Origin of the sequence: Ruminococcus sp. AF17-22AC, assembly GCF_003460065.1 — a bacterium.
Classification (GTDB): domain Bacteria; phylum Bacillota; class Clostridia; order Lachnospirales; family Lachnospiraceae; genus Blautia_A.
In genome coordinates, this window is the sequence record NZ_QRXT01000005.1 from 140,844 (window position 1) to 156,480 (window position 15,637).

Here is a 15,637-nt window from a genome sequence, read left to right on the forward strand (position 1 = left end):
ATCAGAGGCAATAAAAAAAGTCCTCTGATCCCGGTAAAGGGACCGAAGGACTTCGGCGGTACCACCCTAATTAGCAATTAAAATAACAATTACTCTCTCAATATCCTTTAACGCCGGATCTACGCTGTACTTCAGTTGTACAGAGCTCCGAGGCCGGTTCCATGATTCACGCACAGGATCCTTCCACCATGCAGATCCCTCTCTGAGATTGCTCCTCATGTACTATTCTCATCATCGCCGGGTATGTGTGCCGAAACCTTAAGCCTGGCACATTTGCTATATATTTTATGCGAAATATCCGTCGATGTCAAGGGGCTGATTCGCAGAATCCTGCCGAAATGTTTTCAGACAGTAATATCAATCTTTCTTCCGGTTCTTTTGTATTTGTAATAACGCACACCTGCTGCGTCCATCATCCGCTTGGATGCGATCACAGACGGGGTATGTTCGTATTTGTCACAGTCATAGATCACCGTTTTGATTCCTGCCTGAATGATTGCTTTTGCACATTCGTTGCACGGAAACAGTGATACATAAAGCTTCGCACCTTCCAGGCTTCCCCCGCGGTAATTCAGAATCGCATTGAGTTCACTGTGAGTCACATACAGATACTTGGTGGCCAGTGGCTCACCTTCTCTCGCCCACGGAAATTCATCATCAGAACATCCCTTCGGAAATCCGTTGTACCCCATGGAAAGGATCTTATTGTCCTCACTGACAATGCACGCTCCTACCTGTGAATTCGGATCTTTTGAACGCATCCCGGAAAGCATTGCCACACCCATAAAGTATTCATCCCAGGAAATGTAATTCTCTCTTTTCTGTATATGTACTGCCATTATAAAATCCCCCTTACAGATACCGGCTTCCCACAAAATGCAGGAGGCCGGTATTTAAAATTCATATGTTTATTTAAATTTCCGGATATGCATCCGTAATATCTGTATCTTCCTCAATCTGTCCGATGCGACGAATATGACGCTCGTCCTCTGAGAACGGAGTGTTCAAAAATGTATCCACTATCTTAATTGCAAGTCCCGGGCCTACAACTCTTCCGCCCATTGCAAGAATGTTGGCATTGTTGTGAAGACGTGTTGCCTCTGCACTGAAGCAGTCTGAACAGAGTGCTGCACGGATTCCTTTGAATTTATTGGCAGTAATAGAAATACCAATACCGGTTCCACATACCAGGATTCCCTTTTCGCAGTCTCCATTCTGAATTGCAATTGCAACTCTCTTAGCATAGATCGGATAATCTGTGGAGTCTGTGCTGTCACATCCAAAGTCCTGATATTCTATATGGTTCTCCTCCAAATATTTGATAATTTCCTGTTTCAGTTCATAACCACCATGGTCACATCCTAATGCTATCATTTCTTTTCCTCCTGTGCATTTATAATTTTATGTCCTGCTGCCTTTAAAAGGCGGTTCATAATAGCCTGTCCCATTCTCGGCGTATAAAATGCCTCAGAATAGATCAGATCTACCCGGTCATCATCAAAGTTTCGAAGGACTTCATAAAGATGATGTGCGATCGTTTCTTCTTCTTCTCTGCTTCCGATACTGAATACATCAGCGTGTGCATAACGGTCTTTTGTTTCATTAGTTGCAATCACGCCGACTTTAAGACCTTTCTTCTCTGCTTCTGCACTCAGTCGGTTAATGCAGTCTATTACCTGCTCCTCTGTCCCTTCCACTATGGAAAGATCAGCTTTCGGTGCATAATGACGGTATTTCATGCCCGGTGCCTTCGGATGTACACTGTTATCCGTGATCAGAAGCCCCCGGTCCATACGGACATCCCCCAGCGTTTCTTTCAGCATTTCCAGCGAAATATATCCAGGTCTTAAAACTACCGGAACATCCTCGGTGAAATCTACGATCGTAGACTCCAGACCGATCCCCACCTGTCCTCCGTCAATGATCATATCAATCGCATCACCGAGATCTTCTTCTACGTGCTCTGCCATCGTCGGACTCGGCCTTCCTGATGTATTGGCACTCGGTGCCGCAACAAAACCACCGGCTGCTTTGATAAGTTCCTGTGCGATCCGGTCACTTGGGAAACGGACAGCCACACTGTCCAGTCCTCCGGTCGTCTCCTTCGGTACAATGTCCGCCTTCGGAAGGATCATTGTCAGTGGACCCGGCCAGTATTTCTCCGCCAGAATCTTTGCACCTTGTGGAATCTCTGTCGTAATCTTTGCAAGCTGATCAATCTCTGCAATATGAACGATCAGCGGGTTATCTGACGGTCTTCCCTTCGCTGCATATATTTTCATGGAAGCCTGTGGATCCAGCGCGTTTCCGCCGAGCCCGTAAACCGTCTCCGTCGGAAATGCCACAAGTCCGCCTGCTTTCAGGATGTCTCCTGCTCTTTTTATGGCATCCATATCCAAATTTTCACTGGTCATTGCCACAATCTGCGCTCTCATATCTTATGCTTCCTCTCATTTATCTGTATTGTTTTTCATTATAGTCTAAATCCGTTAATTCTACAAGTCAGTTTATCTTTACGATATAGGTCGGATATTCCGAATCCTGAAATACCACTTCGCCCAGACCTTTCAGCAGGTCATTATTCAGATCGGCGCCGTACTTATTCCGCTCGCACGAACCGACAAAAATATAAGAAACATTGTACTCGTCCAGTAACTCTTTTACTCTTGTCTCATCTGTCGAAGTATATATTTCTTTTATTTCTTCTATTTTCGCATTCAGATCTGCCAGATTGCCTCTCCACAGCCATTCATGTACATACCAGCCCATGATCGTCGGAAGTCCGGTCATTGCAGATACACGTTCATATTCGGAATAGCTGTCACCATTTGCTTCAAGAACAACAGGTGCATCCGAAATATTTTCTTTCAGCCAACGTATACCATTTACATCTTCCGGAAAATCTGTTTCAAGAAATGCCGTTGCATTCAGTCCCTTATACTGTGACGGTTTCCAGACTGTACCAAACCAGGAATGTACACTGTTTCCAAAGTAACCACAGGTCCACACGAATAAAAACAGTCCAATGAATGCCAGCACTTTCAGAATCTTGTTTTTGCCAATGACAAGCAGACGGAAGATGGCATATATCATCGTCATACCAAACATTATATATGCCTGATAAGTCAGTTTGAACATTGTATTTGCCCTGGCATTGCCATTCTCATAAATATCACGGACATATACCAGTTCAGGAATCAGGACAAGCCCAATCGCGCAAAGTCCCATAAGTACTGCGAAAAGATCCGGCAGCCTGATCGATGTAAGCAGATGATAAAGTGATTTCTGCTCTGCTCCTCGTAATTTCTCAATAAGCAGAGAAACTACAAACAGAATTGTCAAAATCCCCGGCAGTCCCCAGAGCACCAGAAGCTGATGTGGCAGAGAATGATGCTTCGCAAGTGCGATTCCCTGTACCATATTGCTGGTATCAAACTGCAACGTAAACGGCAGGATGATCACGGTTGCCAGTGTCATGATTTCCACAGCCTGCGCCGCAGTTACTCCAAGTACCCATCTGATTTTTCCCTTCTGCCCGATGATATTCATAAACAGCGTCGCTCCGCAGGTTACCACAAAATAGATTACAAAATCCCAGTAGTTCGTCCAGTGGAACATTCCAAGGAGTGCACCTGCTGCCAGAAGCTGCGGCATCAGAAGCTGTTTTTTCCAGAATCCCCTCCTGCTCATACTTTCTCCTGAAAGTTCCGTCGTCCTTACTTTCTTCATCCACGCATAGAGAAGCCCCAGAAGAAGTAACACAAACATGATATCGACCACATGTGCATGCAGATCTCCAAGTACGAAGGAATAGCATGGAAATTCATGGATTGTCTTATCCTCTACATCCGGGTTAAATCCGATATAACGTGTGGCATCCGGGAACCAGTAGCTGCTGACTTCCTCACCTTTTAATTTCTGGATAAACGGAATGATCTGTCCGTAAACCACATAATGCATATTGCCGGCTATGGAAACAGAGATTCCCGCCAGGATTCCGGTTACGGATGGCAGTGCCTTTTTCCATCCGGTTCTGATCCTTCCGAGACGGTCAGTTACCATCTGATGCACCAGCGAAAACGGCATTGCAAAAGCAAGACCAGCAACAAATGTCCTCATCAGATTGTAAGTGAGTTCTACTTTTGCGCCGGATAACTTCGTCAGAAATACAGCAAAATACTGTCCGCCATAATAGTAGTTTATTTTTCCCTGTGAATACCAGAGGTCTGTCGCCGGCAGTGTTTTGTTTCGCATCATGGCTTCCATGAAACCATAATCCATAAATTTTTCTGTACCATATGCTGCCGGATGAAATCCAGCAAAATACGTCCAGAGAAGAAATGCTGTAAAAAACAGAAGTTCTTCTGCATATACCAGATCAAGATGTGCAAACGGAATACATTCAAATCCGGCTTTTTGTTCCCTGCCATACAAAATAAGTGAAGCTGCCGCACAGACCAGCGTCACCACAATACAGGTGACTGTCGTAAATTTAATAATTTTTACCGCAACCAGAAACCAGGTAAGGAAACCACTTACGGCAATCGCCGTCACTTTTGAAAACATCCAGCCTCTGTCCTGAAATCTCCGGAACAGTCGCCCGGTCAGCGGCATAGCAGCCACACCAAGTACCAGTGCAAGCAAATACCATGTCCAGAATGTCCACACATCTCCCTGCAGAAGAAATGCTGACAGTGCGACCAGCAACAGTGCCGGTATTATTTTAAAAATCTGTTTGGTTATCGTTTCAGGTTTCATAAATCCTTATTCTCCCATCTTCTGATTCATAAACCAGCGTAAACGCACTGGCAATCGTATCTTCTCTGCAGGCTTCCTGCTCGTATTGCATTCCATCTTCATAAAGAATATATGTGATTTTTTCCTGTTTGACAAGCTTCTTTATTGCCGCCTCATCTGTTGAGCTGTAGATTTCTTTTGCTTTCGCCGCACGGTCATATGTATCATACCCTGCAGACCACGCATAATACGGCCAGCCCATATACATCATCACACCGGACATCGTCACTTCATTGATGCTGTACTCCGGTGTCAGGATCAAATCATTATGAGTCAGATGCTCTGCAAGCCACCCCGTCAGTTCACTCTTCTGATTCACAGTCACACGATGCCCGGAATCATTATCTTTTAAAATAACTATAAAATCATAAATTCCCGTAATGCTCAGCGAAACGGCAAGAAGTACCGCCACGATCTTGCAACAAAGTTGTCTTTTAAACAAATTAAGAACTGCAAGACTCCAGAAAATTGCAAGGAACGCATACGCGATCATAATGTATTTGTGGTTTACTGCAATGTCCGGAGTCAGTGACATACAGAATGCAAAGATCAGTGGAAAGAAAAAACTTACCAGTGCAGCCCTCTGCCTGCGTTCTCTCAGAAAAAACGCGATCAGCACAGCTCCCACAAAAAAGACTCCGCTCATCTGTATAAGATACCAGAGTACTCCTGTAATACTTTTATTTTCTGACAGGAATCCCCAGTAAAAGGACGGACTTACCGCGTCGCCCCAGATAAAGATCTTTGTCTGAAGCACCGAAAAAATCACTGCTGTCACCGCCAGGATCAGATAATCCAGCTTCCCATCGGAAAATACAGCAAATCCCATCAGAATCAGAAGACCGCCGATCACTGCTGCTCCGTTCCAGAAAGAAGTAAGACCCAGAATCATACCGGCAAGCAGTGCAGTTTCTGAATGCACACATAGCCATGCTTTCTTTGTAAAAATGCGTTTTTTTATCCAACGGATACCAGTCTCCGGAGCGCTGCATCCGACTTCGAGCCAGTCCATAAATAACCAGAGCACGATTGCAACGATCAGAAGTCCGAATGCCAGATGGCGCTGATTCAGATATACATTAAAGTTCCAGAGACCCCAGTTTTCATTTGTCGTATAACCGATAAATGTCGTATTATCTCTCAGTGTTTCCCAGAGGTCTCCTGCATTCAGATGTTCTATAACAAAGCGAAAAAAACTTAAAGAACTTCTGAAAAAGAAGAAAAACACTGTCAGTACTCCTGCCGCAAAACTTCCGGCAAGTCGCTTCGCCATATGATACAGAAAAATCAAAAATCCCAGAAGTGCCAGAACACTTACCACATTGTACGCAAAATCCAGACGCAGTCCCAGAAATTCAAGATTTCCCACAAAAAACTGGAACATAAAGTGATACTTTACATCCTGCCCGCCAAAATGCGGATACTGTGTCGGAAAATTGTTTCCCATAGAAAAAGACCGCATCATCGCTGTATGCGGTGCATAATCCCCGTAAACTGTATAACCACTGTACAGCACTCCGTCTTTGATAAAAAAGACATAAAACATGATCCAGGTCAGAAAGACCAGTAAAGCACCGAAAAACACTGCTTCTTTTCGAAACAGCCTGCGCTCCGTAATCATCCCTGTTTCCAAAATCCCCTTAAAAGACCCCGCCTTATGGTATCTTTTCCAGTAAAGGATCACCACTATCAATACCGCCACAGCCATGACAACTGCATTTGCATAGATCAGCGGATGGACTGCACCGGCCTCGCTTGCTGCCCATGCAGTCATATAGGTTGCCCATCCCATTATAAGTACGCCTGTGCCAAAAGCTGCTGCCAGAGTAAGCCAGATCTGATTATATCCTATTTTTTTTGAAAGCAGCAGTCCTGCCAGTTCTTTTCCAATGAGCATACACAGGATTAAATAAATAACACCTAACATCATACACCTCTTCTGTAAATCTCTGTATAAAATACTTTCCATTCATACAGCAACAGTATAGCAAAGGAATTTTCGTATGGCAAACAAACTTCCTTTATTTCGTAGAAGTTCACAATATCTACACGTTTTGCTCTTTACTGCACATTCAGATATGTACGGATTCCTTCCGTGACTGCACCGGCAACTTTTTGCTGATACTCCTTTGTCTGAAGCTTTTGTGCTTCCTCCGGATTGGTCAAAAAACCACATTCCACAATCACGAGCGGTCCGCTGCTTCTTTTCAACAGATAATAACTGGTATTTCCCTTCACTTCTCGCGGGCGGTCCACTTCCAGGTTCTGGTTCAAACTGTTCTGGACTGCCTCTGCAAGTTTTTTTCCTTCCACAGAACCTTCATAATAAAACACCTGCGGTCCATGCACCCCTGAATCCTGATAGCTGTTCTGGTGAATGCTGACAGAAAGCACCGGTGCATGTTCCTGAATCATTGTAACCCGACGCTGCATATCCTGTACTTTTTTATTCGCCGCCCCACTGTCATACAGGCCTTTGTCCTCTTCCCTTGTCATGATGACTGAATATCCGGATTTTTCAAGTGTATCCCGAAGGAACAGCGAAATTGAAAGATTGATACCTTTCTCTTCCAGTCCTCCCATGCCGATCATTCCCGGATCGCTTCCGCCATGTCCCGCATCAACAAGAATCAGCGGCCCGGCTTCCCCCTTCGTCGTTTCTGCCTGATTGACGGAAATAACAGCGGCCTGTCTGGATAACAGGTAAAAACATACCAGCAGCAGACAGGCCATTGTCAGTTCGATTCTGTATTTTTTCATGCAGTTACACCTCTGCATCTTTTATTTTTATGTATATGCACGGAGTTTTTCGCCTAACACCTTACTCGTATTTTACTATTTCTTTTTTCAGGCGTTTCATGATCCGCTTTTCCAGCCTCGAAATATATGACTGTGAGATTCCCAGAAGATCCGCAACCTCTTTCTGCGTTTTTTCCTTTCCTTCCGCATTATTCAGTCCAAATCGCAGACGGATGATTGTCTGTTCCCTCGGACTTAATTTATTGATTGCTTTTGCAAGCAGCGTAATCTCTACTTCGTCCTCCAGTCGTCTTGAAATCACATCTTCATCTGTTCCAAGAATGTCCGACAGAAGAAGTTCATTGCCATCCCAGTCTACATTCAGCGGTTCATCAATCGAAACCTCCATTCTTGTCTTACTGTTGCGTCGCAGGTACATAAGGATCTCGTTTTCTATACAACGTGAAGCATATGTCGCAAGTTTAATATTTTTGACCGGATTAAATGTATTGATTGCTTTGATAAGCCCGATCGTACCAATTGAGATCAAATCCTCAACTCCGACTCCCGTATTGTCAAATTTCTTCGCGATGTACACCACAAGCCTTAAGTTATGCTCGATCAGCAGGGATCTTGCCTCCTGTTCCTGTTCTGTTTTAAGCTTACTGATCACGTAAGCTTCTCTCTTGGGTTCCAGTGGTGCCGGTAAGACATCACTCCCTCCGATATAATACAGTCCCCTCGATCTTGAAAGAACTAATTTCTGAAAAACCTGAAACGGACTATAATCCATCCCTGCTGCCGATCTGCTCATATCCTGCCCCTCCTAATGCAATAATCTGGAATTCAGTAATACTTCGTATTCTTTTCCCAAAGCAAAAGGTTCCGGTGACAGTGCGACAACCGGCTCTTTTATATGAACCGTATTCCCTTGGATCTGAATACAAAGTTCCTCCAGTGTCACAGCCAGAAGCAGCCGCTCTCCCCGTCCCACGGTCCGGCAGGACAGATAGTGTGGCTTAAGCCCGGCTATCTCCGTACTTTTTATTTTCTCAGGCTTTTCCTGCAGGCCTGCAAGTCTTTCTGTCAGATCTTCCGAAAAAAGTATCTTCATACATTTCCACGATGCGACAGACACCGGTGTTCCACTTATCGGATCCAGGAGATGATTTCCTGTATCAAGAAATCCTTCTGTACTCATCTCCTTTCCCTGATATTTAAGCACTACCGGATAAGAGCCGCTTCGTATATGTTCTGCGCTGTCCAGGATTCGAATCAGAAGACTGATTCCCAGATAGGTTCCAAACGCACACAATACAAAAATCACTCCGGTCGTTCGGATATTTCCCATCACTTCCGTCCAGATCCCACCGCTCAAGAATGCAAGCACATAAAATATCAGAACCGCCATTGCAAGTCTTTTCCAGGACCGGATCCTGTATGCAAGTATCAGCATTCCTGCCGCACAGAAAATCTCTACAATGCCCCACATTCGTGGAATCTGTTCTGCCGGTATACAGAGACTGATACTTGAAAAAAGCGCTCCGCCTGCCGCTGCCATAAGACAACGGCATCTGTTCCTGCCTTCTCTTATAAAAAATCCGGTCAGTCGCAGAAGAATATAATCCATCAGAAAGTTTGCCGCAAATACAGCATCTATGTATACATTCTGATACATAAAAAAAGCCCCCTGCAGCCTATAAATCCTTCACTTTGGTAAGTGAACTCATTATAGGTGACAGGGGGTGCGGATTTTGTCAAAACCGCGTGTCGTATGGCAAGAATTTCTCGTGTCCGTTCGACAGATTATTTATTCTCTTCCTGTACCTCGATCTTACGAATCGTTTTGTTTTTGATTTCTTCTTTGATCGCGCTCATGAAATCTCCGAGGTCTTTCATTCCTTCATCACCGAGGTAACGGCTTCTTACGGAAACTTTGCCCTCTTCCTCTTCTTTTGCACCAACAACCAACATGTACGGTACTCTCTCAAGACGTGCTTCACGGATCTTGTAACCCATTTTTTCGGAACGTCTGTCAACAGAGCAGCGGATTCCTTCTTCTTTCATCTGTGCTTCTACCTTGTCAGCATAAGCATTGAACTTTTCGGAGATTGGAATCACACGTACCTGTTCCGGGCAGAGCCATGTCGGGAACATACCTGCATATTTTTCGATCAGCCATGCCAGAGTTCTCTCATAGCATCCCATAGACGTACGGTGAATGATGCACGGACGTTTCTTATCCCCGTTTTCATCGATATAATACATATCAAACTGTTCAGCAAGAAGTGCATCCCACTGAATTGTAATCATAGTATCTTCTTTTCCGTATACGTTCTTTGCGTTGATATCAACTTTCGGTCCGTAGAATGCAGCTTCTCCGACATCCTCTGTAAACGGGATGTTCAGTTCTTCGAGCATCTGACGGATATGTCGTTCTGTCTCTTCCCATACTTCCGGCTCACCGATATATTTTTCTCTGTTGTTCGGATCCCATTTGGAAAGATGATACGTTACATCTTCTTCGACACCCAGAACCTGCAGACAGTACTGTGCAAGTGCAATACAGTCTTTGAATTCTTTGACCATCTGGTCAGGTCTTACAATCAAATGTCCTTCGGAAATAGTAAACTGACGAACTCGTGTCAGACCATGCATCTCACCGGAATCCTCATTACGGAACAGTGTGGATGTCTCACCGTAACGCAGCGGCAGGTCACGGTAACTGTGCTGTTCTGCTTTGTATACATAATACTGGAACGGACATGTCATAGGACGAAGTGCAAATACCTCTTTGTCTGTCTCTTCATCACCCAGAACAAACATGCCGTCTTTGTAATGATCCCAGTGTCCGGAAATCTTGTACAGATCACTTTTTGCCATAAGAGGTGTCTTTGTTCTTACATAACCACGTTTTGTCTCTTCATCTTCGATCCATCTCTGCAGTTCCTGCATCATGATAACACCGTTTGGCATGATCAGAGGAAGGCCCTGTCCGATAACATCTACAGTTGTAAAGATTTTCATCTCACGGCCAAGTTTGTTATGGTCACGTTTCTTGGCTTCTTCCATCTGCTCCAGATGTTCTTTCAGTTCATCTTTTGTAGCATATGCTGTTCCGTAAATACGAGTCAGCATTGCATTCTTTTCGCTGCCTCTCCAGTAAGCACTGGAAGAAGAAAGAAGTTTAAATGCTTTTACACCTTTTACACTCATCAGGTGTGGTCCGGCACAGAGATCTGTCCAGTCTCCCTGTGAATAGAAGGAAATTTCTTCTCCTTCCGGAAGATCTTCGATCAGTTCTACTTTATAAGGTTCGTTTTTCTCTTTGAAATATGCAATCGCATCTTCTCTGGATTTTGTAAAGCGCTCGATCTTTGCACCTTTCTTGATGATCTTCTTCATTTCTTTTTCGATTGCATCAAGGTCTTCACGAGAGAATGGTTCGTGAGCAAAGTCATAATAAAATCCTGTATCAATAGACGGTCCGATAGCAACCTTTGCTTCCGGATATAAGTTCTGTACAGCCTGCGCAAGTACATGAGATGCTGTGTGACGAAGAACAGCAAGCCCTTTTTCATCTTTTGCTGTGAGAATGTTCAGTTCACAGTCACTGTCAAGTACTGTACGAAGATCTACAACTTCTCCGTTTACTTCTCCGGCACATGCAGCACGTGCAAGACCTTCGCTGATGTCATAAGCAATGTCGATTACGGATTTTGCTTCTGAATACTCTTTTTTTGATCCGTCTTTTAATGTGATGATCATAGTTTTGAACTCCTTTTGTGTTTGAATAAATTTGTAAGTTTTTCCACAGGGACGAATGGATTTCTTTATTTTATCAACGTTTTTGTGTAATAGGAACATTACGGAGTAATTTTCTATTACACAAAAAAGTCCCTTACAATACACTTTATGTACTGTAAGGGACGAATAATCTACTCGCGGTTCCACCCTGCTTGCTGCGTCTGTCATAAGGCAGATCCAGCCACTCTTATAAGATGATAACGGAATCACCGGACCGTATTAGGGTCACTCGGAGATGGTCTTCGACTGCTTCCTGTTAAAATACTCTCAGCATGCGTATCTCTCTCTGGAACATTCCACAGTTTACTCTTCTCTTCAACGTGTTTCTTTATTCTGTTACCCATTATATCCACATGCTTTCCATTTGTCAATGGGTGATTTCACTTTTTGGTCAGACCAATATTACATAATCTGACTATAGCTCACCTGCGATTATTTAAAGTACTCTACACCGGATTCAAAGATCTTAATATCCTGCTCTCCATAAATATTGACAGCCACTCCATCGCCACGACGCTCGCTGTGTGCCATCTTACCGAGGATACGTCCGTCAGGACTTGTGATACCTTCGATGTTCATGTAGGAACCATTGACATTCCATTCTTCGTCTGCACTTAAGTTTCCATTCGGAGTTACATACTGAGTTGCAACCTGTCCGTTGGCAAAGAGTTTTGCAAGCCATTCATCGTTGGCAACAAAACGTCCCTCTCCGTGGGATGCCGGGTTACAGTATACACCGCCGAGCTGTGCTTTCTGAAGCCATGGAGACTTGTTGCTTACAACCTTGGTGTAAACCATCTTTGAGATATGACGTCCGATGGTGTTGAAGGTCAGTGTCGGAGAATCCTCTTTCTGTCCGCAGATCTCACCATACGGTACAAGGCCAAGTTTGATGAGTGCCTGGAAACCATTACAGATACCAAGTGCAAGGCCGTCTCTCTCATTAATCAGTTTCATAACGGCTTCTTTGATCTTTGCATTCTGGAATGCAGTTGCAAAGAATTTTGCAGAACCATCCGGTTCATCACCTGCGGAGAATCCTCCTGGGAACATAATGATCTGTGCCTGATCAATTGCTTTCTCAAAGAGTTCTACAGAATCATGGATATCTTCTGCTGTCAGGTTCTTGAATACTTTGACATCCACTTCTGCGCCGGCTCTCTCAAATGCACGTGTGCTGTCGTATTCGCAGTTAGTTCCTGGGAATACCGGAATAAATACACGCGGTTTTGCAACTTTGTGTTTGCATACATAAATGTTTTCTGCATGGTACAGCTCATCTTTTGCCGGTTTTTCATTTTCTTCACCGGAAACTGTCTTGAAGACTCTTTCCAGAGTTCCTTTCCATGCTTCTACAGCTTCTGCCTCAGTGATCACGGTATCTCCGTAGGAGAATTTGCCATCCTCGGTAACTTCACCGATCAGTGTATAGGTAATGGAAAGTTCTCCAACTTTGTCTGCCGGAACTTCCATGATAATGTCACCAAATCCCGGAGCAAAGAAATCTCTCGGATCCAGATTATGCTCGATCTTTACACCAAATGCGTTACCAAATGCCATCTTGGAAACAGCTGCTGCAATACCGTGGCGATCCAGTGCATAGGCAGAAACAACTTTGCCGTTCTGGATATCGTTATGGAGTTTTTCGTACTGATCCATGATTCCTGCGTAATCCGGCAGATCATACTGATCACGCGGTGCACGGAGCCATACAAGTTTGTTTCCTGCTTTTTTGAGTTCAGGAGTGATCACATCCTGGATCTTAGCTACATCAACTGCAAAGGAAACAAGTGTCGGAGGTACATCAATCTCATTAAAGGTACCGGACATACTGTCTTTACCACCGATGGACGGAAGGCCAAATCCCATCTGTGCCGCATAAGCACCAAGGAGTGCAGAGAATGGCTGACTCCATCTCTTTGGATCTTCGGTCATACGACGGAAGTATTCCTGGAATGTGAAGCGGATCTTCTTGTAATCACCACCTGTAGCCACGATTCTTGCTACAGATTCTGTTACTGCATAAGCAGCTCCGTGATATGGACTCCAGGATGAGAGATATGGGTCAAAGCCGTAGCTCATCATGGTAACTGTATCAGTCTTTCCGTTCTGTACCGGAACTTTAGCAACCATACTCTGAGTCTCTGTAAGCTGATACTGACCGCCGTATGGCATAAATACGCTTCCTGCACCGATAGAACCGTCGAACATTTCGACAAGACCTTTCTGGGAGCATACATTGAGGTCAGCAAGTGTCTCCAGCCATTTTGCCTTAACATTGGCAACGTCTGGTCTTTCTTCGAAGAGGTTTCCTTCCTTGTTCGGAATCTCAACCTCTACTGTTGTTTCCTGATGTGCTCCATTAGTGTCAAGGAATGCACGGGAAATATTTACGATTTCTTTGCCTCTCCATGTAAGAACAAGGCGTGGCTCCTCGGTAACGACTGCAACCGGGATTGCTTCGAGGTTTTCTTCGTTTGCAAAGCCAAGGAATTTGTCAACATCTTTTGGATCTACGACAACTGCCATACGTTCCTGAGATTCAGAGATTGCAATCTCTGTACCATCAAGACCGGCATATTTTTTCGGAACTTTATCAAGATCTACACGAAGACCTGCTGCCAGTTCTCCGATGGCAACGGATACACCGCCGGCACCAAAGTCGTTACATTTCTTAATGATATGACTGACTTCTTCACGTCTGAACATACGCTGGATCTTACGTTCTGTCGGTGCATTACCTTTCTGTACTTCTGCACCGCAGACTTCGATAGATGCCTCTGTATGTACTTTTGAGGAACCGGTTGCACCACCAATACCATCACGGCCTGTACGTCCGCCGAGCAGGATAATAATATCTCCCGGATCGGAATTTTCACGGATAACAGCACGTCTCGGAGCTGCACCCATAACAGCACCGATCTCCATACGTTTTGCAACATAATCCGGATGATAGACTTCTTTTACATAACCGGTAGCAAGACCGATCTGGTTACCATAAGAGCTGTAGCCATGAGCTGCACCTCTGACCAGTTTTTTCTGCGGAAGTTTTCCTTTAAGAGTTTCTTTTACGGATACTGTCGGATCAGCTGCACCGGTCACACGCATTGCCTGATATACATAAGTACGTCCGGAAAGCGGGTCACGAATAGCACCACCAAGGCAGGTTGCCGCACCACCGAATGGTTCGATCTCGGTCGGATGGTTGTGTGTCTCATTCTTGAAGTTGATCAGCCACTCTTCTTCTTTGCCGTCCACATCAACCGGAACAACGATACTGCAGGCATTGATCTCATCAGATTCTTCCTGATCTGCAAGTTTCCCTTCAGATTTCAGTTTTTTCATTGCCATCAGGGCAAGATCCATCAGGCAGACAAATTTGTCATCACGATCTTTGTAAAGGACTTCTCTGTCTGCAAGATATTTTTCATAAGTCTTTACGATTGGTTCTTTGTAGTCGCCCTCATCAAACTTCACATCGGTAAGCTCTGTGGAGAATGTGGTATGGCGGCAGTGATCGGACCAGTATGTATCAAGTACACGGATCTCTGTCATAGACGGATCACGTTTTTCTTCGTTTTTAAAGTAATTCTGGATGTGCTGGAAATCCTTGAAAGTCATTGCAAGATTCAGAGAATCATACAGTGCTTTGAGTTCTTCTTCCGGCATATCTTTAAATCCGTCAAAGATCTTGACATCTTCCGGCTCCGGGAATACAGTAACCAGTGTCTCTGGTTTCTCGAGGCCTGTCTCACGGGAATCTACCGGGTTGATGCAGTGATGTTTGATGGCATCAAATTCTTCGGCTGTTATATGTCCTTCTATTACATAAGTAGTTGCAGAGCGGATGATCGGCTGTGCATCCCCTTCCAGGAACTGTACACACTGGACTGCAGAGTCAGCTCTCTGATCAAACTGGCCCGGAAGATATTCTACAGAAAAAATCTTTGCTTCTTCGGATGCCTCGAATTTCTCAAGATAAAGATCATCTACCGGCGGCTCTGCAAACACGGTTCTGCATGCTTTTTCAAAAACTTCATCTGAAATATTTTCTACGTCATAGCGAATCAGCACTCTGACATTTGATACGGATTTGATTCCGAGATAACTGCTGATCTCGTGTTTTAATTCTTTTGCCTGTACTGCATAGGCTGGTTTCTTTTCTACATAAACGCGTCTTACGTTACTCATAAGTAAGAAACTCCTTTCAGATATGTGTTTGTCTTATAGTTATATATTATTTGTGACGCAGACACACTTGTGCTGCTTCAAAATATATAGTATCATAACAAAT

General features: G+C 44.3%; 10 protein-coding genes and 2 other annotated features. All 10 genes read right to left on the reverse strand.

Annotated features, from left to right (window positions below; translation table 11 throughout):
- Positions 1–34: 34 nt before the first annotated feature.
- Positions 35–244, reverse strand: a binding site (T-box leader).
- 100 nt (positions 245–344) lie between these two features.
- Positions 345–839 (reverse strand): deoxycytidylate deaminase, encoded by a 495-nt coding sequence (locus tag DWW86_RS09300; protein ID WP_117942923.1) that lies wholly within the window; start codon positions 837–839, stop codon positions 345–347.
- A gap of 73 nt (positions 840–912) precedes the next feature.
- Positions 913–1,374, reverse strand: a complete 462-nt coding sequence (gene rpiB, locus DWW86_RS09305; protein WP_117942924.1) for a ribose 5-phosphate isomerase B — start codon at positions 1,372–1,374, stop codon at positions 913–915.
- Positions 1,371–2,435, reverse strand: coding sequence for an L-threonylcarbamoyladenylate synthase (locus DWW86_RS09310; RefSeq protein ID WP_117942925.1), 1,065 nt, complete (start codon positions 2,433–2,435; stop codon positions 1,371–1,373). The genes rpiB and DWW86_RS09310 overlap by 4 nt, the downstream gene beginning before the upstream one ends.
- Before the next feature lie 67 nt (positions 2,436–2,502).
- On the reverse strand, positions 2,503–4,758 hold the full coding sequence (locus DWW86_RS09315; RefSeq protein ID WP_117942926.1) for a DUF2298 domain-containing protein: 2,256 nt from the start codon (positions 4,756–4,758) through the stop codon (positions 2,503–2,505).
- Positions 4,748–6,727, reverse strand: a complete 1,980-nt coding sequence (locus DWW86_RS09320; protein WP_286187694.1) for a hypothetical protein — start codon at positions 6,725–6,727, stop codon at positions 4,748–4,750. Before DWW86_RS09320 ends, DWW86_RS09315 begins: the two co-directional genes overlap by 11 nt.
- A gap of 131 nt (positions 6,728–6,858) precedes the next feature.
- The gene (locus DWW86_RS09325; RefSeq protein ID WP_117942928.1) at positions 6,859–7,557 is read right to left on the reverse strand and encodes an N-acetylmuramoyl-L-alanine amidase; all 699 of its coding nucleotides are present in this window, start codon (positions 7,555–7,557) and stop codon (positions 6,859–6,861) included.
- Between the two features lie 61 nt (positions 7,558–7,618).
- Positions 7,619–8,329 (reverse strand): RNA polymerase sporulation sigma factor SigE, encoded by a 711-nt coding sequence (gene sigE / locus DWW86_RS09330; RefSeq protein ID WP_353652691.1) that lies wholly within the window; start codon positions 8,327–8,329, stop codon positions 7,619–7,621.
- Between the two features lie 33 nt (positions 8,330–8,362).
- Positions 8,363–9,214: a sigma-E processing peptidase SpoIIGA gene (locus DWW86_RS09335; protein ID WP_072521723.1), complete on the reverse strand. Its 852-nt coding sequence runs from the start codon at positions 9,212–9,214 to the stop codon at positions 8,363–8,365.
- Positions 9,215–9,342: 128 nt separating this feature from the next.
- Positions 9,343–11,304: a threonine--tRNA ligase gene (thrS, locus tag DWW86_RS09340; RefSeq protein WP_117942929.1), complete on the reverse strand. Its 1,962-nt coding sequence runs from the start codon at positions 11,302–11,304 to the stop codon at positions 9,343–9,345.
- Between the two features lie 154 nt (positions 11,305–11,458).
- Positions 11,459–11,671: a binding site (T-box leader), on the reverse strand.
- A 104-nt stretch (positions 11,672–11,775) separates the two neighbouring features.
- Entirely contained in the window at positions 11,776–15,534 is a 3,759-nt protein-coding gene (locus tag DWW86_RS09350) for a phosphoribosylformylglycinamidine synthase (RefSeq protein WP_117942930.1), read from the reverse strand.
- Between the last annotated feature and the right edge of the window lie 103 nt (positions 15,535–15,637).